Source organism: Clostridium frigidicarnis, from assembly GCF_900111985.1.
In the GTDB taxonomy this organism is placed as follows: Bacteria; Bacillota; Clostridia; order Clostridiales; family Clostridiaceae; genus Clostridium_Z; species Clostridium_Z frigidicarnis.
In genome coordinates this window covers 85343-106586 of record NZ_FOKI01000005.1, presented here as the reverse complement: position 1 = coordinate 106586, position 21244 = coordinate 85343, and the positions used below count along the sequence as shown (strand labels likewise).

Sequence of the window (21244 nt, the reverse complement as noted above, 5' to 3'; positions counted from 1 at the left end):
TATGAAACTAAGTGATATTTTAAAGGGAGTAGATTACGAACTTATACAAGGAAGTGTTAATAAGGATATAAATTATTTGAATTATAATTCAAGACTTATTCAAGAAAATGATATTTTCATATGTGTAAAGGGATTTAAGACAGATGGACATAAATATGTTGAATCTGCACTTACAAATGGGGCAAAGGTAATTATTTGTGAAGATATGGTTGATGTTTCAGAGGATATAACAGTGATTAAAGTTGAAAACTCTAGACGTGTATTAGCTATATGTGCCAAGAACTATTATTGTAATCCATGTGACTCTATGAAGGTAATAGGTATAACAGGAACTAATGGTAAGACTACATCTGTATTTATGCTTAAAACAATTCTAGAAGAAGCTGGGTTCAAAGTGGGGCTTATAGGAACAGTTGCCAATTACATTGGAAGTAGAAAAATAAAGACAGAAAGAACAACACCTGAATCATTAGAACTTCAAAAACTATTTAGGGAAATGGTTGATGAAAAAGTAGAGTATTGCTTAATGGAGGTATCGTCACACTCACTAGCATTAGACAGAGTTTATGGAATAAAATTTTCAAGTAGCATATTTACAAATTTAACTCAAGACCATTTAGATTTTCATAAGACATTAGAAAATTATTTTCAAGCTAAAAAGAAGTTATTTAGTATGACTGAAAATGAAGTAATAAATATTGATGATGATTATGGAAAAAGAATATATGCAGAATTTAAAAATACAGCATTAACTTATGGAATTAATGAAGGTTGTGATTTAAGAGCTTATAATATTGAAAATGAATCTAAGGGTGTTAAGTTTAATTTAGATATAAATGGCAAGACTTATTTAATGGATTTAGTAATACCAGGAAATCATAATGTTTATAATGCTTTAGGGGTTATTGGTGTAGCTTTAAAAGAAAATATAGAAGTTAATAAAATAATTAAGGGTTTAGAGAAAGCTGTTGTACCAGGAAGATGTGAAATAGTGTCAGTGAATAAAGGATTGGACTATGATATAGTTGTGGATTATGCTCATACTCCAGATGGTCTTAAAAATATACTTAATTGTTCTAGAGATTTTACTACAGGAAAACTTATAACTGTTTTTGGTTGTGGTGGGGATAGAGATAAGACTAAAAGACCTATAATGGGAAAGATAGCTTCAGATTTATCAGAATTATGTATTGTTACTTCGGATAATCCAAGGACTGAAGAACCTATAAGCATAATAGAAGATATATTACAAGGAATAAATAAGGATAATTATTTAGTGGAGGAAAATAGAAGAAACGCTATTAAAAAAGCTATGGAAATGGCTAAAAAAGGTGATGTTATTGTAATTGCAGGAAAAGGACATGAAGATTATCAAGTGTTGAAAAATGGTAAGATTCATTTTGATGAACGCGAAATTGTAGATGAAATATTAAAAGAACTTAGATAGGGATGTGAGTGTATGAAACTAGCTATTAATGAAATTTTAGAATCTACAAATGGTAAAATCATATTAGATGGAAAAGAGTATAATTATGAATCAGTAGAAACAGATACTAGAAAATTAAAGGAAAATAGTATATTTATAGCTTTAAAGGGCGAGAATTTTAATGGTAATGATTTTATTTTAGATGCTATTAAAAAAGGCAGTACTATTTGTATAGTATCTGAAATAAAATTTAATAAAGAGGATATTCCAAGTGGTGTAACTATAATACAAGTTAAAGATACAAAAGAGGCTTTATTATTATTATCAAAAGCATACAGGGAAAAACTTAATATAAAAATAATTGGTGTTACAGGATCTACAGGAAAAACTTCTACAAAAGATATAATAGCAGCATTTTTAAGTGATAAATATAAAGTTTTTAAAACAAAAGGTAATTTTAACAATGAAATTGGATTGCCTCTTATGATTTTTTCATTAGATGAAACTTATGATGTTGCTGTGTTAGAAATGGGAATGAACAACCTTGGAGAAATTCATAACCTAGCAAATGCAGCTATGCCAGATATAGCTGTAATAACAAATGTAGGTATATCTCATATTGAGAATTTAAAGACAAGAGAAAATATACTAAAAGCAAAGATGGAAGTAACAGATTTTTTTAATAAGGATAATGTACTTGTAATAAATGTGGATAACGATATGCTTAACACCATCTCTAAAGATAAATATGAAGTTGTTTCTATTGGAATGCAAGAAAATAACGCACAGGTAAGAGGGGTAAATATTGTTTTAGAAGATAACTCTATAAAATTTGATATTGAAGATAATGGAGAAAATGTTGGAACAATAAATTTACCTATGATTGGAAAACATAATGTATTAAATTCATTACTGGCATATGTTGTAGGAAAAAAACTTGATTTAAAAGTTGGGGATATGAACAAAGGAATAGAAAATTTAGAAGCTACTTCTATGAGATTAGATATAATAAAAAAAGATGACTTTACAATTATAGATGATTGTTATAATGCAAGTCCTGACTCTATGAAAGCGGCCATAGATGTGTTAAACTCTATGAATGGTAAAAGAAAAATATTGATTCTTGGCACAATGAGAGAATTAGGACGTGAGTCAGAAAATGCCCATAGAGATGTAGCTAAATATGCAAAAGAAAAAAATATAGATGAACTTATAGCTGTTGGAGAATATAGTAATATGTTTAAAGAAGGTTTTGAAAAAAATATATTAACTTTTAATACTACAGAAGAGTGTTCACAGAATATAGGTGACTTAGTTCAAAAGGGAGATATTATATTAATTAAAGCTTCCAGAGGAATGAAGTTTGAACAAATAGTTAAGAAATTAAAAGAAATATAAATAACTAGCAAATGAAGGGAGGATTCTATCTTTAACAAAGATAGATAATGGGGAATGATTAGTGGAAATTTAAACACAATAATAAACTATAAAACATTGATTGCCATTGTTTTAGGATTTGGTATGGTTTCAATTATAGCACCAATGGTGTTACCGATGCTTCACAAACTGAAATTTGGGCAATATATAAGAGAGGATGGTCCTAAAAGCCACTTAAAAAAGGCAGGAACACCTACAATGGGTGGTTTAATTTTTATAGTAGCTACAACAATTGCTATGTTTATAATGGTTAGATCATTTAATGATAAAGCTATGATTGCTTTATATTCATTTATAGCTTTTGGATTTATAGGGTTTTTAGATGACTTATTAAAAATAATTCATAAAAATAACTTAGGATTAAAATCATGGCAAAAAATGATTTTGCTTATAATAGTTTCATTTGGATTGGCTTATTATGCAAACATAAAAATAGGAACAAAAGTTTTTATACCATTTGCAAATATTTATTTTGATTTAGGAGTTTTATTTATACCCCTTTTGATTTTTTATTTTGCGGGTGCAACTAATGCTGTCAACTTAACTGATGGATTAGACGGTTTAGCTACATCAGTAACAATATTAGTTGTTACATTTTTCGCTTTAGTTAGTTATGGTATGGGAGAATATACACTAGCTATATTTTGTTTAATACTAGTTGGAGCTTTACTTGGATTTTTAAGATATAATGCTTTTCCAGCCAGAGTGTTCATGGGAGACACTGGATCATTAGCATTAGGAGGGGCAGTAGCCGCCACAGCAATGATATTACAATTAGAGGTTATACTAGCTATAGTTGGAGCTATATATGTAATAGAGACCTTATCAGTAATAATCCAGGTGACATCTTTTAAGCTAACTGGTAAAAGGGTATTTAAAATGGCTCCAATACATCATCATTTTGAACAAGAAGGATGGAGTGAAACAAAAATAGTATCAGTATTCTCTATACTAACGGTCATATTCTGCTTTATTGCATTTTTATCGTTTTAGTAATCTTTAGGAGAGGATTTATATGAAAAAAGGTTTACCTCGTAAGAAAGTTGATTTTATATTGTTTTCAACTATAATGATACTTCTTTCTATTGGTATTGTAATGGTATATAGTGCAAGTTCATATTTTGCACTTCATAATAAATTATACCAAGATAGTATGTACTTTTTTAAGAGACAATTGGTGTTCGGAATTTTGGGGTTTATAGCTATGTTAGTTACCATGAGTATAGACTATCATAAGTATAAGAAGCATGGGTTTTGGATACTAGGAGTATGTATAATTTTATTAATAGCAGTATTCTTTTTTCCAGATGTAAATGGAGCAAGAAGATGGATAAAACTTGGCCCAATGTCATTTCAACCTTCTGAAATGACCAAATATGCTATTGTTCTTTTTACAGCAGCAAGCATGTCTAATATGGGTGAAAAAATGAAGGAATTTAAAAAAGGTGTTATTCCATACTTATGTATTTCAGGTTTTTTTGCAGGATTAATACTTTTAGAGAAAAACCTTAGTATAGCAACTATAATCATGATGGTTACAATTATCATTATGTTTGTAGCAGGAGCAAGGGCTAAACATATATTTGGTTTTGTAGGACCAGTACTTTTATCAGGAGTTCTTGCTTTAGCATTTTCAGCTGACTATAGAAGAGCTAGAATGCTTAACTTTTTGGATCCTTGGAAAGATGCTGCTGGAAATGGATATCAACTTATTCAGTCTTTGTATGCATTAGGTTCAGGAAGGTTACTAGGTTTAGGAATAGGAAATTCAAGACAAAAAGCCTTTTATATGCCGGAGCCACATAATGATTTTATATTTGCAATAATAGGTGAAGAATTAGGGTTGATAGGATGTTTATTTATAATTGCACTTTTTATAGTCTTTATATGGAGAGGAATATCAATAGCTCAAAATTCTAAAGATACTTATGGAACTCTACTTGCAGTAGGTATAACATCAATTATAGCACTTCAAGCTATAATAAACATAGCTGTTGTAACAGGATCTATGCCAGTAACAGGAGTGCCTCTTCCATTTATAAGTTATGGAGGAACTTCTTTGGTGATTAACTTGGCAGCAATGGGAATATTACTAAATATATCAAGGAATTTAGAGTAATAAACTTAGAATCAATATATTTTATATTGATTCTAAGTTTATTTTTTATTCAAATTGTATATATTATTTAATCAAATTTTAAGAATTTTTTAATGAAATAAGTTACTATAAATGATATGATATAAATATATATGCTTATAAATTATGCATGAAAAAATAAGAATTGAAATTTAAGAAATAAAAAATATACATATACGCAGCACTTTGGGGGGAAATTATGAAGAAGAAGTTAGAAAACCCTTATTCTAAGGAAAAATTAAAGAAAAGAAGAATAAGACGAAATATAAGGAGAGCTGTATTTTTTGTAATTTTTATTATAGCAATACTTGTAACCATAGCTATAAAAGCTCCTTATTTTAACGTAACTACCTTTTTAATAGAAAATAACAATATTGTGAATAGCGAAGAAATAATAGCAAAATCACCTATAAAAGAAGGAAATAATATCTTTTATTTTAATAAAAAAGATGTTGTAGAGAGCATAAAAGAGATACCTTATATTCAAGATTTAGAGATAATAAGGCAACTTCCTAATACCATACTTTTTAGTGTGAAAGAAAGAGAAGCTTTTTTTTATGGGGTTTTTAACAATAAATTTGTTGTATTTGATAAGGATTTAAGAATATTAGAAATTAGGGATAAAATAGATGGATTAAAACTTGTTAGAGTTATGGGACTTGACTACTCAAATGTTAATGCTGGAGACGTAATAGAGGATAGCAATGAGAGAAGAGACTATGTAATAAAAGAAGTGTCTCATTTATTTAAAGTTAATAAATCAGGTATTAGTTTTGATTGTGTGAACTTAGAAGACTTACTTAATATAAGATTTTATTATAGAAATATTGAAATTAGAATAGGAACAGATGAAGAATTAAAAGATAAATTAAATCAAGCTTTAAATATATTAGAGCAAAAACCAGAGTTTCAAGATAAAAAGGGATATATAGATGTAAGTTTTAAAGGAAATCCGGTAGTTTACATGGAAAAATAGGAGGTTTTATTATGAAGAAATATACATCTCAAATAACAGTAGCCTTTGTATGTGCAATACTAGGATTTCTATTAGCATATCAATTTAGAATTTTAAATGATAATAATAAAAATCTAAATAAAAACGCTTATAACTCTCAAGATTTAGTATCAGAAATTGAACAATTAAAGAAAGAGAAGACAGAGTACGAAAAAAAGAATGAAGAAGTAATGAAACAGATTAAGCAATATGAGGATGCAGCAACTAGCAATGGCGATGTAACAAAAGGACTTAAAGAACAGCTAGATGATACTAGATTATTGATTGGTAGTGTAGATGTAGTTGGTGAAGGAATAACATTAACTTTAACACCAAAAAGTAATATATTTTCAACTAATCTTACAGCTCAGTACTTAAGAGATGAAGAACTTATTTACATAGTAAATGAACTTAGCTACTCTGGAGCTGAGGCTATAGCTATAAATGATAAGAGAGTAACATTACAGACAGGTATAAAGAGCTCTAGTGGAAACAGTCAAATTTTAATCAATGATGAGAGGATTTCGCCTAGAGATAAGATAGTTATAAAAGCCATAGGAAATAAAGAAAATCTTATACAAGGATTAAATTTCCCTGGTGCATTGGATTTTCAAGCATTACAATATTATGATAAAAAAATAGAGGAATCTTCTAAATTAGAGATACCTAAGTTTGGAAAAAGTTATAAATTTGAATATATGAAACCTGTAAAATAATTAGGAGTGAATAATATGATAGCATTTGTAGGGTTATTACTAGGTATTTTAATTGGACTTATTCCAGAAGTAAATATACCAACACAATTTTCACCATATATGTCTGTTGCTATTTTAGCATGTTTGGATTCTGTATTTGGTGCGATAAGATCTTCAATGTCAAACAACTTTCATGCAAATATTTTTATTTCAGGATTTTTTGGGAATGCGGCATTAGCAGCAGCGTTAGCATATCTTGGAGATAAGTTAGGAATACCTATATACATGGCTGCAGTTATAGTATTTGGTGGAAGAATATTTGATAATTTCGCAATAATAAGAAGGCTTTTAATAGAAAAGGCAAAATCTCATGATTAATGAGGTGATTTAATGAAATTAAATGAACCTAAGATCGTTGTTTTTATAGCTGCTGTTGCAATAGGTATATTGATATCCTTAAACATAAATTTAAGTAGTACAGGTGGAGATAGAACCATTTTAAACACAAAAGAATATCAAGATGCATCTAACTTAAAAAATCAAGTCTTAAGTGATGTAATAAGAGTTAAGAATAATTATTTTGAAAACGAGAAAAAATTAGATGGATATAAGAATGTTGAAAATGATAAGGATAAAATTGTGAATGAAATAAACCAAGAAATAAATTTAAATAAAGAAGTTTTAGGATATACTTCTGTAAAGGGGCCAGGACTCAAGATGACTCTTGTTGATGGTACAGGAGAAAAATTTAACAACTCAATTACAGAACAAAGTAATGAATATATAAGATCAAGAATTATTCATGATATAGATATGATAGCAACAGTTAATGAATTGAAAAATGCAGGGGCAGAAGCTATATCATTAAACGGACAGAGGATTATTTCAAACACTGATATTTATTGTTCATGGGCATTTTTAAGTGTTAATGGGGTAAAAACCCCAGCACCATTTTATATAACTGCTATTGGTAATAAAGAGGTTATGAAAAAATATTTATTAAGTAGTGAGAGTTACTTGAAAAGGTTAATAAATAGAGGAATTAATGTAAATATATACGAAGAAGATGAAGTTGTAATTCCAGCATACATAGGAGAAATGGAAAATAAAAACTTAAATTATCAATAAAATAAATAAAAAATGAAGGATTTTCTCAATGAATGCAGAATTATCAATATAATAATAAATATTTAAATTATAGCAAGGAGAGACTGTTTTGGGAATATACGAAAATGTATTAAAATTAAAAAATGATATACCTGAAGAAGTTACTTTGATTGCTGTTAGTAAAACAAGATCTTTAGATGAAATGGAAGAAGCATATAAAGCTGGGGTAAGAGATTTTGGGGAAAATAAAGTTCAAGAATTTAAAGATAAAGTTCGAGAATTTCATCAGGAGATAAGATGGCATTTTATAGGACATTTACAAAGTAATAAAGTTAAATATTTAGTAGATAAGGTATACTTAATACATTCCATGGATAGAGTTTCTTTACTTCATGAAATAGAAAAGCAATATAAGTTGAAAGGTAAAATTTGTAATGTACTTATAGAAATAAATATAGGAAGAGAAGAGAGTAAGACAGGGTTACTTATTGAAGATTTAGAAGAACTTTTACTTGAAGTTGAAAGATGTGAAAAAGTAAAAGTAATGGGTTTGATGACTGTAATACCTAAGGGAGATGAAGAATCTTGTAGAGGTTATTTTAGAGAGATTAAAAATATATTTGACTCTTTAAAGGTTAGAAAATTTAATAACATTTCCATGGATATATTATCCATGGGAATGACCAATGATTATAAAATTGCACTAGAAGAAGGGTCTAATATTATAAGAATTGGTGAAGGAATTTTTGGGAAAAGAACTTACAAAAAACAGATTTAAATTTTAGGAGGTTTTGTTATGGCAAATGTATTACACAAAATGAGAGGTTTTTTAGGATTAGATGATGAATATGATGATGAATATGATGATGATGAAATGGAATTAGAAGAAGAGGAAATTGAACCAGTTGTTTCATCAAATAGAAGAGTGAGTAAGGTTGTTAACATAAATGCAGCACCTTCTGTAAAAAATTCAGCTACAAAAATGTCAATAATTAAACCAACAGATTTTGAACAAGCTACTGATATAGTTGATGATTTACAAGGTAGAAAAATAGTAGTGTTTAATACAACATTATTAGAACCTAAAACAGCTCAAAGATTATTAGATTTTATAAGCGGTGCTAGTTATTCACTAGGTGGTGAACTTCAAGAAGTTGAAAGAGGAGTGTATGTTTTATCTCCATCTAATGTTGAAGTATCAAACGATTTAAAAACTGAAATATCAAGTAAAGGCTTATTTAACTGGAAGTAATAATGAATAAAAAAGATTTTATAAACTGTTTTAAATTTGAGGATAAGGATGCTTTAGCATTGCTATATGATAAAATAAATATAGCGGGTAAGGTGACTTATCCTCTATATACTAACGAGTTTTATCCACCTAGTGTTTGCAACACATTAAACAATCTTAATATGAAATATAATATGAATATTACATTTCTAGGGGGATTTGAAGAGGCAGAAAGAAATGTAATAGCATTTAACCATGAAAGTTATTATGATATGCCATTTGTTATATTAAATATAAAATGTAAATCTAAGTTTCATAAATTGGGTCATAGAGATTTTTTAGGTGCTATAATATCATTAGGAATAGTTAGAGAGAAGTTTGGAGATTTAATAGTTAATGATAATGAAGCATTTATAACTGTTATTAGAGAAGTTTCTCAATACATAATTGATAATATTACATCTGTTTCAAGTGCTCCATGTAATGTATCAGAGGTTAAGGACTATAAAGAACTTCCTAAAATAAACTTTCAAGACTTAAACACAATATCAACGTCTCTTAGAGTAGATTGTGTGGTTAGCGCAATAACTAAGATATCAAGAGGAAATTGTGAAAAATTACTTAAAGAGGGTAAAGTATTGGTTAATTATAGCGAAGTTAATGAAAAGAGTAAAGAGTTAGCTTTGGGAGACACTATAACAATACGAGGATATGGAAAATTCAAGCTTTCAAGTATTTTAGGAAGTACTTCTAGTGGAAGAATTAAGTTAAATGTAAAAAAATATAATTAGAGGTGACATACCATGAAAATAACTCCAATGGATATAAATAATAAAGAATTTAAGCGTATAATAAGAGGGTATAATCCAGAAGAAGTAGATGAATTTTTAGATAAAGTTGTAGAAGATTATGAGTCATTATTTAAAGAAAATGCAGCTTTAAAAGAAAAAATAGCTGCTATGAATGAAAGAATAGAGTATTACACTAAAATAGAAGCAACAATACAAAACACTTTAGTTTTAGCACAGAATGCAGCGGAACAGGCTAAAGATTCAGCTAAAAAAGAAGCAGAGTTTGTTATAAGAAATGCTAATGACACAGCACAAAAAATAATAGATAAAGCTCATAATGATGTAATGCAAGTAACTCAAGAGTACGATAAAATGAAACAAGAATTTATAAAGTTCAGAGCTAAATTTAGAAACTTTATGCAAATTCAATTGGAAACTTTTGATGACTTGGAGAAAGATTTTGTGAAAAATTATAATGTAGGATCACCTATAGAAAAAGAGATAGAAGAAAAAGAAATAGAGCTAGGAGAGCCTATAACATTAAATCTTAATGAAGTTAATGAAGAAGATTTTAAGAAAGATGATTTAGAGGCTATAAAAAGTTTTTTTATAAAAGATGAATCATAAAAACTCACTCAATTGAGTGAGTTTTTTCTTGATTATTTATGATAAAATAAATATTATAAATAAAGTAGATAATGATAATAATAACTTTTTAATTGAAATATAACTTTATTATTACATTGATATTTATTTGTAATGTAAAATACATAAATTGTTATCTGTTTTAAAGTATGTTATCATATACAATACATATATACGTTATATGGTATAATAATTGGAATTAACTTTGATTTTACATAAATAACTTTATAAAAGATAATATTTAGTTGGTAATTAAAGGTTTTTAATTTAAATACAGAAGGTGAATATGAAGATGAATAAATTATTAGTAGAAAAAAATAGTGGTAGTGATATAAAAATAAAGATAGGAAATAAAATATTAGGTGAAAAAGAGAAAATTGTATTTTCAGGACCTTGTGCAGTGGAAAACTATGAAAATATGAAAGATATAGCTGTAAAGCTAAAAAAAATAGGTGTTCATGCATTAAGAGGAGGAGCATTTAAACCAAGAACGTCTCCTTATGATTTTCAAGGCTTAGAAAAACAAGGTTTAGAAATTTTAAAATCTGTTGGAAAAGAAACAGGAATGATTGTATCTACTGAAATAATGGATACAAGAGATGTTGAATATGCATTAGACTACATAGATATAATTCAAATTGGTTCTAGAAATATGTATAATTATTCTTTACTTAAGGAAGTAGGTAGAACTAAGGCACCTATAATATTAAAAAGAGGCATGAGTGCGTCAATAAAGGAATGGGTCTATGCAGCTGAGTATATAATGAGAGAGGGAAATGAAAATGTAATACTTTGTGAAAGGGGTATAAGAACATTTGAAACATATACAAGAAACACTTTAGATTTAAATGCAGTAGCATATATAAAGGAAAAATATAGATTGCCTGTAATTGTAGATCCAAGCCATGGTACAGGCTTAAGAGAATTAGTACATAGTATGTCATTAGCTGGAATAATGGCAGGTGCAGATGGACTCATAATAGAAAGTCATATAAATCCAGAAGAAGCTATATCAGATTCAAGACAGACTATTAACATGGAAAGCATGGAGAAAATCTTAAAAAATGTTAAAATATTGGAAAAAATTATATAGTTTATTGTTATAAAAAATCATCCTATTGTAAAGAGTAATTATATAAAATATAAATTTTATATTTTAAAATTATATTTACAAAGGAGTAAGTGATATGAATAATATAGAAAAAGATTATTTTAAAAATAAGCTTATAAAAGAGAAAAAAAAGGTTGAGGCTTTGATAGATCAATTAAAAGAAAATGAGGCCATTGACTCAAATGAAGAATTTGCTAGTGAATTATCAACATACGATAATCACACAGGAGATTTAGGAGAAGAGTTATTTAATAAAGAAAAGTCTATAGCCATAAAGGGAAATGAATATCATATACTTAATAAAATAGAAACTGCATTAAAATCTATAGAAAATGAAAAGTATGGAATATGCGAAGGCTGTGGCAAAAATATACCTAAGGAAAGATTAGAATTTTTGCCTTATGCAAATCAATGTGTGAAATGTCAAGAAAAAGAGAATGAATTACAGTCAGATAATGTTCTTTCGAAAATTAATAAAGATGAATTTTTGAAAAATCCATTTAGTTATGGGATTAATGATTATAGAGATAAAACTTATTTTGACTGTGAGGACAGTTTACAAAGTGTTGATAGGATAAATTACATTGATGGAGTGCCAGAATATGAGTATGATAATGATGAAGTTTATGTAGAGCCAATCGAAGCTATTAGCAATGAAGAATATAAAAAGCAATTACCAGATTAAAGAACTTAAAGGGGATGGGGACTTTTGGAAATAATTATAATAATATTAGGAATTATATTAGATAGAATATCTAAATTATGGGCTATAGGAACTTTAAAAGAACAATTAGATATAATTGTAATAAAGAATTTTTTTCAACTGTCATATTTAGAAAACAGAGGAGCAGCTTTTGGTATTTTTAAAGGAAAAACTATTTTTCTTACATTGTTTGCATTAATTTTAATCATAGGTATGATTATATTTTTATTTAAACATAGAAAGGATAATAAACTTCTTACAATAAGTTTAGCACTTATAATATCAGGAGCTATAGGGAATTTGATAGATAGAATTTACTACAATTACGTTGTGGATTTTATATTAGTACACTTTAAAAATGTTTATTATTTTCCCACATTCAATATAGCGGATGTATTAGTAGTTATAGGAACGTTTTTACTTGCAATATATATAATAAAGGATGTTAAATAATGGAAGGAAATAATTTTTTAATAGAACAAAACAATGTTGGTATAAGAATAGATAAGTTTCTTAATGAGAAAATAGAAGATAAATCTAGATCGTTTATACAAGGGTTAATAGATGATAATCAAGTATTAGTCAATGAGAAAAATGTTAAAAGCAATTATAAACTTAGATTAGAGGATAAGGTAGTTGTAAATATACCAGAACCTAAAGAATTATGGGTTGAACCTGAAGACATACCATTGGATATTTTATATGAAGATAGTGATGTAATTGTAGTTAATAAACCTCAAGGAATGGTTGTGCACCCAGCAGCAGGAGTTTATAATGGAACTTTAGTAAATGCATTATTAAATCATTGTAAAGATTTATCAGGTATAAATGGGGTTATAAGACCTGGAATAGTCCACAGGATAGATAAAGATACATCAGGAGTACTAGTTATTGCTAAGAATGATTATGCTCACAATAAGTTATCAGAGCAATTTAAAGCCCATTCAATGAAAAGAGAATACTATGCTTTAGTGGAGGGTATAATTAAAGATGAAGAAGGAATAATAGAAACAAACTTAGGGCGTCATCCAACAGATAGAATTAAGTTTGCTGTAGTTTCTAATGGTAAACATGCAATAACTCATTATAAAGTAATAGAGAGATTTAAAACTGCTACATTAGTTAAATGTAATTTAGAAACAGGGAGGACACACCAAATAAGGATTCATATGGCGTATATAGGTCATCCTTTAATCGGTGATTCAGTTTATGGATATAAAAAACAAAGATTTAAAGCAACAGGACAACTTTTACATGCTAAAGTCTTAGGATTTATTCATCCTACTAAAAATGAATTTATTGAATTTGAAAGTCCATTACCAGAATACTTTCAAAAAGTATTAACTATTTTTAAAAATGAATTGAAATAATATAATAAATGTGATATGCTTTTATAAACATAAACCTTTAAGTGGCTCTGTGAAGTCATAAGGAATGAGTAATTTATAAGAGTATTCTTAGTCTTATTCCTTTTGGAGTAAGACTTTTATTTTTATGTTATTATTTTATGAGGTGATTGTTTATGAAATTAAAGACTATTTTATTAGATAATGATGCTGTAAGAAGAAGTTTAGTTAGAGTTTCACATGAAATAGTAGAAAAAAATAAGGGTACAGAAGGTATTGTACTGGTTGGAATAAAAAGAAGAGGATATCCAATAGCCATAAGAATAGCTGAAAATATAAAGAAATTTGAGGGTGTAGATGTAGAAGTTGGACAAGTGGATATCACATTATATAGAGATGATTTAGATACATTAAGTGATTTACCAACAGTAAATAATAAAGAAATTGGGATAGATGTAAAGGGCAAAAAAGTTATATTAATAGATGATGTTTTATATACAGGAAGAACTGTAAGAGCTGCAATAGATGCTATTATGGACTCAGGAAGACCGAGTAGTATACAATTAGGTGTTCTTATAGACAGAGGGCATAGAGAGTTACCTATAAGGGCAGACTATGTTGGTAAGAATATACCAACATCAAAAGAGGAAATTGTATCAGTTGAAATTATTGAGTTTGATAATGAAGATTCAGTAAAGATATATGAAAAATAAAAAATAGGCTTTTTAAAATAACCCTGTGAGGTTATTAAGAGGAGGAAAAACATGAAAAATTTTGTCGATGTAGAAGAAAGATTACCTATAGGGAAGACCTTACCGTTAAGTTTGCAACATTTATTTGCTATGGTTGGAGCAACGATTCTAGTGCCAATGCTTACAGGGATAAGCCCATCAGTAGCATTGTTTTCTAGTGGTGTAGGAACCCTATTATACATTATATGTACGAAGGCTAAATTGCCTGCATATATAGGTTCATCCTTTGCATTTATAGCACCTATGGTTGCAGCTTCAGAAAAGTTTGGCACCAGTAGTATGCTCTCAGGAGTTGTAGCAGCAGGAGTTATATATGTAATTGTAGCATTTATAGTAAAGCTTACTGGTAGTGGATGGATTGATAAAATATTACCTCCAGTTGTAGTTGGTGCAGTAGTTATAGTTATAGGACTAGGACTTGCAGGCGTTGCTATTAACTGGGCTGGTATGAATCCAAATTTCACTACAGATGCGCTTAAGGATGTACCGAGACTTTACTGGATTTTAGTTTCTTTAGTGACATTAGGTATTGCTGTTTTTGGTAGCATGTATTTTAAAGGATTTTTGGGTGTTATACCTATTTTAATTGCTATGATTGTTGGATATATATTATCCCTTATATTAGGACTTGTTCCAGATACAGCAATAGAGGCAATTAAAACTGCAAAATTAATACAAATTCCTGAGTATACTAGACCTACATTTAACATTCAGGCTATAATGCTTATGGCACCAGTAGCTTTTGTTACACTAGCGGAGCATATTGGCCATGTGTATGTTACAAACAATGTTTGTAGTAGGGATTTTACAAAAGATCCAGGACTTCATAGATCATTTCTTGGAGATGGTGTTGCAACCATTTTTGCAGGTTTGATTGGAGGACCTCCAAATACAACTTATGGTGAAAACATAGGAGTAATGGCTATTACTAAGGTATATAGTGTATGGGTAATAGGATTTGCAGGAGTAATTGCTATCATACTTTCATTTATAGGACCAGTAGCACAGATAATAGCGAATATACCTATGCCAGTTATGGGTGGCGTAAGTACATTGTTATTTGGAATAATAGCATCATCAGGTTTTAGAGTTTTTGTTGAAAATAAAATAGACTTTGGTAAAAAGAAGAATCTTATAATAGTATCAGTTATAGTTGTTTTAGGTATAGGTGGTGCTGTTATAAATATAAAAGGAGTTGAACTTTCAGGAGTTGCACTTGCCACATTAGTTGGAGTAATATTAAATCTTGTTTTGCCAGAGAAGAGTAGAACTGAAGAATAAAATACTATATTAATATAACTTTTTGTAATATAATAAGATAAGTGAGGTTTGCCTCACTTATTTTAATGTCTAAGAAAGTATAAAGTTTTTGATTCTAAAATGGTGATAAAATTTAGAATTAAATAGTTTTTTATTAGTAAAAAGTTGCAAGTGATAAGTGATAAGAAAGAAATGTTTTTTAGAAAAACTGTGGTTTTCAACCGCAACTTGTCACTATAAATTTGTCGCTTTAAAATGAAGATTAAGATAATTTTACATAAAGGAGTTTAGATACATATGGATTTTTCTTTAATAGCAACTAGCACATTTGGAATTGAAGCTATAACAGCGAAAGAATTAAAAGAACTAGGATATGAGGACTTAACAATAGAAAATGGAAAAGTAACATTCGAGGGAGATGAAATGGATGTTGCTATTTGTAATACTTGGTTAAGAACGGCAGATAGAGTGCTTATAAAAATGGCGGAATTTAAAGCAGAAAGCTTTGAGGAGTTGTTCCAGGGAACTTTAAATGTTGATTGGGGAAATTTAATACCTAAGGACGGTAAAATGCATGTAACAGGTAAATCTATAAAATCAACATTACATAGTGTACCAGATTGTCAATCAATAGTAAAAAAAGCTGTTGTAGAATCAATGAAGAGAAAATACAATACAGATTGGTTTAATGAGGATGGTCCAGTTTATAAAATTGAAGTAGCAATACTTAAAGATATAGTAACACTAACTATTGATACAACAGGACCAGGGCTGCACAAAAGAGGATATAGAGCTTTAGCAGGGGTAGCACCGTTAAAAGAAACTTTAGCAGCATCATTGGTTTTAATAAGTAAATGGAATGGAGAAAACTTACTTATGGATCCATTCTGCGGATCAGGTACTATTGCAATAGAAGCAGCATTAATAGCTAAAAATATGGCACCAGGAATTAATAGAAGGTTTGTATGTGAAGAATGGCCAACTATGGATAAAGATATATGGGATCAAGTAAGAGACGGAGCAAGAAATACAATAAATGATAAAGAAGTTCAAATATTAGGCTATGATATAGATGGTGGTATTTTAAGAGTGGCTAGAGATAATGCCAGAAAGGCTGGAGTAGATGAATATATAAGTTTCCAACAAATGGATTATAATGATTTTACTACTAAAAAGTCATATGGATTTGTTATAAGTAACCCACCTTATGGAGAAAGAATAGGAGAAGAGAGAGAAATTCAAGAGTTATATAAAAAACTAGGATTTGATTATAAAAAATTAAATAATTGGAAGTTTTTTGTTTTAACATCTTATGATAGATTTGAATCATATTTTGGGAAAAAGGCAGATAAAAATAGAAAATTGTATAATGGAAAGATACAGTGCTATTATTATCAATATTTACAATTAGATAAACAATGAAATTGATAAATTTATTATAGATGAACATTGCAAGTTTTAAGCAGTGACAAGTTGCAATTTAAAAGTTAAGGATGATTTTCTTCATATTGTTCAGAAAAACCATCCATAATTTATCACTTGTCACTACAAATTTGTTACTATAATTTTATTACATTAACAAAAAAGAGAGTATCAATAATTAAAATTATTGATACTCTCTCTTTTTAATTTGTATGAAAATATAAAAAATTTAATTCTAAAATGCTGATAAAATCTAGGGTTAAATGGTCTTTGAATTGAAAATTTAGAATTTACAATTGACAATGTTGGATGAGATCTTCTTAATAAGATTTCTAAAATAACAATAATTGTAAATTATAAACTGTCAATTCTCAATTAGAATGTGGCTTAACCACTTTTTTAAGCTTTATCTATTGTAGGTTCAGTTGGATCCATGTATATAGTTTTATTAGTATAATAAATAACCATACCAGGTTTACTGCCAGAAGGTTTTCTTACATTTTTAACTTCTGTGTAATCAACAGGAACCTTTGAAGAGGTTTTTGCTTTGCTATAAAAGGCAGCTAGGTTAGCAGCTTCTAAAAGCGTAGTATTTGGTATATTGAAACCTTTTATAATAACATGTGATCCAGGAATATTTTTAGTGTGCATCCAAATGTTGTGTTTGTCAGCAAACTTAAGCGTTAAGTAATCATTTTGAATGTTATTTTTACCAACATATATGTCGTATCCTTCAGAAGATACAAAGTGCATTGGTTTTGAAAGTTTCTTTTTTTTCTTATTGTTTTTTTTGAATCTAAGATATCCACTTTCCATAAGTTCACTTCTAACTTCATCAATTTCATCATAAGAATCAATATTATTCAAATTATTTAAAACAGAAGTTAAATATGAAATTTCATCATGGGCAATATCTAATTGAATCAAAGCAGATTTTTCAGCCTTTTTATATTTATTATATTTTTTATAATAAATTTGTACATTTTCAGATGGAGATTTATTTTCATCTAAAGAGATTTCAATATATTCTTCTTTATCCATATTATAATAGTTTAATAGGGATATTTTATTCATACCTGGTTTTATAGAATAAATATTTGCAGTTAGAAGTTCACCTTTTATTCTAATGGATTCTTTTTCTTTGCATTTATCCAAATTATCTTCAAGAATTTTGATTTTCTTATTGCATCTATCCATATTTGTATGAATAACTTTTTGTATATCTAAAGTTCTACTGTTAAGTCTATCTTGTCTATCTTTTTCCAAATAATAATTATCTAATAACTCACTACCACTTTCAAATTCTACTGTTTGATAGTCATAAAGAAAGCTTAAAGGAGTACAATAGAAATCTTTAAGGATATTTTCATTATTTAAATAGGTTAAGAATTTTAGACTTTTCTTGCTATAAAAATCATTAAAAAAATCTTTGGAAAAATCATAAAGATTTTTAGAAGTTTGATTAAATCTTAAAAATAATTCTTTAGACAGAGGTTTACTAACTCCAGTAAACAACATAGAAAAAATTTTGTCATTTATTTCTAATGAATTTGAAAGATTATTAAGTTCTTCTAAGGTAAAGGTTTGAGTATTTAGTTTATTAGACTTTGGTGCATAAACATATTGAATACTAGGATATAAACATCTATAGCTATTTATAGCTGGAGTTATATGTTTAATGCTGTCCATTATAATGTTATCTCTTTCTCTAACCAAAGTTATATTACTATGACGTCCCATAATTTCTATAACTAAATTATAAATACTATCAAAACCAAGCTCATCAGTACTTTCAAACTTAAAGATTAAAATTCTATCTCCGTCTAATTGTTTTAGATCAATTAGTCTAGAATTTAAAAGATATTTTCTAAGAACCATACAAAACATAGGAGCTTTCATAGGGTTTTCTTTAGATGTTTTTGTAAGATAAATTCTAGGGTATGATGAACTAGCACTTATAAGTAATTTCTTGTTACCTCTGAATGTAACAAGAATCTCATCTTTTTCAGGTTGGTTTATTTTATCTACTTTTAAATTTAATAATTTGGTTTTTAATTCTTCTTTTATCGTATATAGGAAAATCCCATCAAGAGCCATTTTAGTCACCCTTTCTTTTGCTAAATATACTTAATAGTTTAACACATAATTTAATTATATATAAATTTCAACTATTTGTAATGATTTTTTTATTAATATCAAGTATTATATAATTGTAACAATAGTATTAGGAAAAGGTGAAAAGAATGAAATTTACTAAAATGCATGGGAATGGGAATGACTTTATAGTTATTGAGGATTTTGAAAGAAGATATTTAAAAAATCAAGAAAATATAGCTATGGAACTTTGCCATAGGAATTTTGGAATAGGTGCAGATGGTGTTTTATTTGTAAGAAATACAGATGAAGCAGATATTGAAATGGTTATAATAAATTCAGATGGCTCTTATGCAGCTATGTGTGGAAATGGCTTAAGATGTTTTGTAAAGTATGTTTACGAAAAAGACATTGTCAAGGCTGATTTAATTAATGTTAAAACAGGTGATGGAATAAAATCTGTAGAAATTAAAGGGGAAAATGGAATCACTCAGCATATTAAAGTTAATATGGGAAACCCAAGTTTTGATTATAAAGATATTCCATTAAGTGAAAATAAAACACTTATAGATTACCCTATAATAATAAAAAACAGAAATTACAATATAACAACCCTAAGAATGGGAGTTCCTCATACGGTAATATTTGGAGAACTTAAAGATTTTAATATTGAAGATGGAAAAGACATAGAAACAAATGAAATATTTAAAGAAGGAACCAATGTGAATTTTTGCGAGATTGTAAATAGAAATCATATAAAGGTTATAACTTGGGAAAGAGGTGCAGGACCGACATTAGCATGTGGGACAGGTAATTGTGCTAGTGCTTTTGCTGCGAAAACTCTTAATTTAGTGGATAATAAAATTCTAGTTGAAGTTCAAGGAGGCAAACTAAATATTTTAATAGAAAATAATCATGTATTTATGATAGGAAATGCCGAGTTTATATGTGAGGGAAATATATTGATGGATTTGTAGGAGATGGGTGAACATGAGATGGAGAAGCGGAGGGTTGTTAATTCCTATAATTATAACTATTTTATTTTTTCAGGGATGTGGAAAAAAATCCAGTATAGCTGAAGAAAATAAAGTAAATTCCTTAATATTACCTGAATATGTTATTGCTGAGGTTGTTGATAATGCAACTAAACTATATAATATTAACAATGGGATTGGTGGAGGAATTGGTCAGGTTGAAAATCTTTTAGATTTACAATATAATTCAAAATCCCAAACCACTGTAAAAGTTATTTATATAGAAAATGGTGAAAATTTAATAAAAAATAAAATTGTTATAGAGCATAATGGTGAACAAGAAGAGTTAAATACTTTTTATAGTGCATTAGACTCAAAGATAAGTCCATCTGGAGATAAAATAGCATATAGGTACTATAAACAGGATTCAATGGATTCAATAGAAGATATGACTGTTTATAATATAAAAGATAAAAAAGTTATTAAATTAAATACAGATACAATAATTTCTGGTAATTTATATGAGTTTATAAATGATAATGAAATTCTATACTATGGGGTTAATTTAAATACTAATGATAGAGGGATATTTAAATATTCTTTAGATACAAATATAGAGGAATTAATATACAAGTTATCAGATGGAAATATAACATCTCTAAAATATGCAGGTGACAACGAAGTATTAGCTGTAAAGAGTGACAATACAGGTAGTGGATTATATAGTATAGATTTAAAAAAATCAGAAATGAAAAAGATACAAAGTGATATAGAAGAAATCTATTCATTTAATAATGTAGGTGAAAATTCATATATATTAGCTAAAGAAAAGGGTAAAAATAGTGCTATTTATAAATGGAGTGGGAATTTAAAAAGATTAACGTATTCATTTCCTAAAAATATAGATTCAAAATCTCCCATAATAAATGATGACAATGGAAATTTATATTTTGTAGGATATGATGATGACAAAAGTAAAAGTGATATATATATGATAAAAAAAGATGGATCGGTTAATTTAGTTTCAAATAGATCAGGTGCATATAAAATCTTTAAATAATATAAAAAAGACATTAGCAATTAATTGCCAATGTCTTTTATTTTTGGAAAATATGATTA

Annotated in this window: 22 protein-coding genes; 21 read left to right on the top strand and 1 reads right to left on the bottom strand. The window is 28.0% G+C overall.

Annotated elements, in window-relative coordinates:
* The first annotated feature begins 1 nt into the window (after window position 1).
* The 19 genes from BM119_RS04315 (at window position 2) to BM119_RS04225 (ending at window position 17057) form a co-directional block, all read left to right on the top strand.
* Entirely contained in the window at window positions 2–1447 is a 1446-nt protein-coding gene (locus BM119_RS04315) for a UDP-N-acetylmuramoyl-L-alanyl-D-glutamate--2,6-diaminopimelate ligase (RefSeq protein ID WP_090039222.1), read from the top strand.
* 12 nt (window positions 1448–1459) lie between these two features.
* Complete coding sequence (locus tag BM119_RS04310) at window positions 1460–2824, top strand: UDP-N-acetylmuramoyl-tripeptide--D-alanyl-D-alanine ligase (protein ID WP_090039220.1); 1365 nt, start codon at window positions 1460–1462, stop codon at window positions 2822–2824.
* Between the two features lie 123 nt (window positions 2825–2947).
* Complete coding sequence (gene mraY / locus BM119_RS04305; RefSeq protein ID WP_423230996.1) at window positions 2948–3856, top strand: phospho-N-acetylmuramoyl-pentapeptide-transferase; 909 nt, start codon at window positions 2948–2950, stop codon at window positions 3854–3856.
* Between the two features lie 22 nt (window positions 3857–3878).
* Window positions 3879–4982, top strand: coding sequence for a stage V sporulation protein E (gene spoVE, locus BM119_RS04300; protein WP_090039217.1), 1104 nt, complete (start codon window positions 3879–3881; stop codon window positions 4980–4982).
* Window positions 4983–5199: 217 nt separating this feature from the next.
* The gene (locus BM119_RS04295; protein WP_090039215.1) at window positions 5200–5976 is read left to right on the top strand and encodes a cell division protein FtsQ/DivIB; all 777 of its coding nucleotides are present in this window, start codon (window positions 5200–5202) and stop codon (window positions 5974–5976) included.
* 11 nt (window positions 5977–5987) lie between these two features.
* Window positions 5988–6710: a DUF881 domain-containing protein gene (locus tag BM119_RS04290; protein WP_090039214.1), complete on the top strand. Its 723-nt coding sequence runs from the start codon at window positions 5988–5990 to the stop codon at window positions 6708–6710.
* A gap of 15 nt (window positions 6711–6725) precedes the next feature.
* Complete coding sequence (locus BM119_RS04285; protein WP_090039212.1) at window positions 6726–7067, top strand: small basic family protein; 342 nt, start codon at window positions 6726–6728, stop codon at window positions 7065–7067.
* A gap of 12 nt (window positions 7068–7079) precedes the next feature.
* Window positions 7080–7817 carry a DUF881 domain-containing protein gene (locus tag BM119_RS04280; protein WP_090039211.1) on the top strand — a complete coding sequence of 246 codons (738 nt, stop codon included), beginning with the start codon at window positions 7080–7082 and terminating at the stop codon, window positions 7815–7817.
* 88 nt (window positions 7818–7905) lie between these two features.
* Complete coding sequence (locus tag BM119_RS04275) at window positions 7906–8574, top strand: YggS family pyridoxal phosphate-dependent enzyme (protein ID WP_090039209.1); 669 nt, start codon at window positions 7906–7908, stop codon at window positions 8572–8574.
* Between the two features lie 18 nt (window positions 8575–8592).
* Window positions 8593–9048, top strand: a complete 456-nt coding sequence (locus BM119_RS04270; protein WP_090039207.1) for a cell division protein SepF — start codon at window positions 8593–8595, stop codon at window positions 9046–9048.
* Window positions 9049–9050: 2 nt separating this feature from the next.
* The gene (locus BM119_RS04265; RefSeq protein WP_090039206.1) at window positions 9051–9818 is read left to right on the top strand and encodes a YlmH family RNA-binding protein; all 768 of its coding nucleotides are present in this window, start codon (window positions 9051–9053) and stop codon (window positions 9816–9818) included.
* A gap of 12 nt (window positions 9819–9830) precedes the next feature.
* Window positions 9831–10445, top strand: coding sequence for a DivIVA domain-containing protein (locus BM119_RS04260; RefSeq protein WP_090039204.1), 615 nt, complete (start codon window positions 9831–9833; stop codon window positions 10443–10445).
* Between the two features lie 310 nt (window positions 10446–10755).
* Complete coding sequence (gene aroF / locus BM119_RS04255; protein WP_090039202.1) at window positions 10756–11556, top strand: 3-deoxy-7-phosphoheptulonate synthase; 801 nt, start codon at window positions 10756–10758, stop codon at window positions 11554–11556.
* A 94-nt stretch (window positions 11557–11650) separates the two neighbouring features.
* Window positions 11651–12259, top strand: coding sequence for a TraR/DksA C4-type zinc finger protein (locus BM119_RS04250; protein WP_090039200.1), 609 nt, complete (start codon window positions 11651–11653; stop codon window positions 12257–12259).
* A gap of 24 nt (window positions 12260–12283) precedes the next feature.
* Window positions 12284–12730, top strand: a complete 447-nt coding sequence (gene lspA, locus BM119_RS04245) for a signal peptidase II (RefSeq protein WP_090039199.1) — start codon at window positions 12284–12286, stop codon at window positions 12728–12730.
* A complete protein-coding gene (locus tag BM119_RS04240; protein WP_090039197.1) occupies window positions 12730–13647 on the top strand; it encodes an RluA family pseudouridine synthase in 918 nt (305 codons plus the stop codon). The genes lspA and BM119_RS04240 overlap by 1 nt, the downstream gene beginning before the upstream one ends.
* Window positions 13648–13799: 152 nt before the next feature.
* The gene (gene pyrR, locus BM119_RS04235) at window positions 13800–14336 is read left to right on the top strand and encodes a bifunctional pyr operon transcriptional regulator/uracil phosphoribosyltransferase PyrR (RefSeq protein WP_090039196.1); all 537 of its coding nucleotides are present in this window, start codon (window positions 13800–13802) and stop codon (window positions 14334–14336) included.
* Between the two features lie 51 nt (window positions 14337–14387).
* Complete coding sequence (gene uraA, locus BM119_RS04230) at window positions 14388–15656, top strand: uracil permease (protein ID WP_090039194.1); 1269 nt, start codon at window positions 14388–14390, stop codon at window positions 15654–15656.
* Window positions 15657–15932: 276 nt separating this feature from the next.
* Window positions 15933–17057, top strand: a complete 1125-nt coding sequence (locus BM119_RS04225; RefSeq protein ID WP_090039192.1) for a THUMP domain-containing class I SAM-dependent RNA methyltransferase — start codon at window positions 15933–15935, stop codon at window positions 17055–17057.
* Between the two features lie 399 nt (window positions 17058–17456).
* Here BM119_RS04225 and BM119_RS04220 read toward each other — a convergent pair whose 3' ends face one another.
* On the bottom strand, window positions 17457–19154 hold the full coding sequence (locus tag BM119_RS04220) for an Rqc2 family fibronectin-binding protein (protein WP_090039190.1): 1698 nt from the start codon (window positions 19152–19154) through the stop codon (window positions 17457–17459).
* Between the two features lie 146 nt (window positions 19155–19300).
* On the opposite strand from BM119_RS04220, the gene dapF reads away from it, so the two are divergent.
* Window positions 19301–20128, top strand: a complete 828-nt coding sequence (gene dapF / locus BM119_RS04215) for a diaminopimelate epimerase (RefSeq protein WP_090039188.1) — start codon at window positions 19301–19303, stop codon at window positions 20126–20128.
* Window positions 20129–20141: 13 nt separating this feature from the next.
* Entirely contained in the window at window positions 20142–21185 is a 1044-nt protein-coding gene (locus BM119_RS04210; RefSeq protein ID WP_090039186.1) for a hypothetical protein, read from the top strand.
* Window positions 21186–21244: the final 59 nt, after the last annotated feature.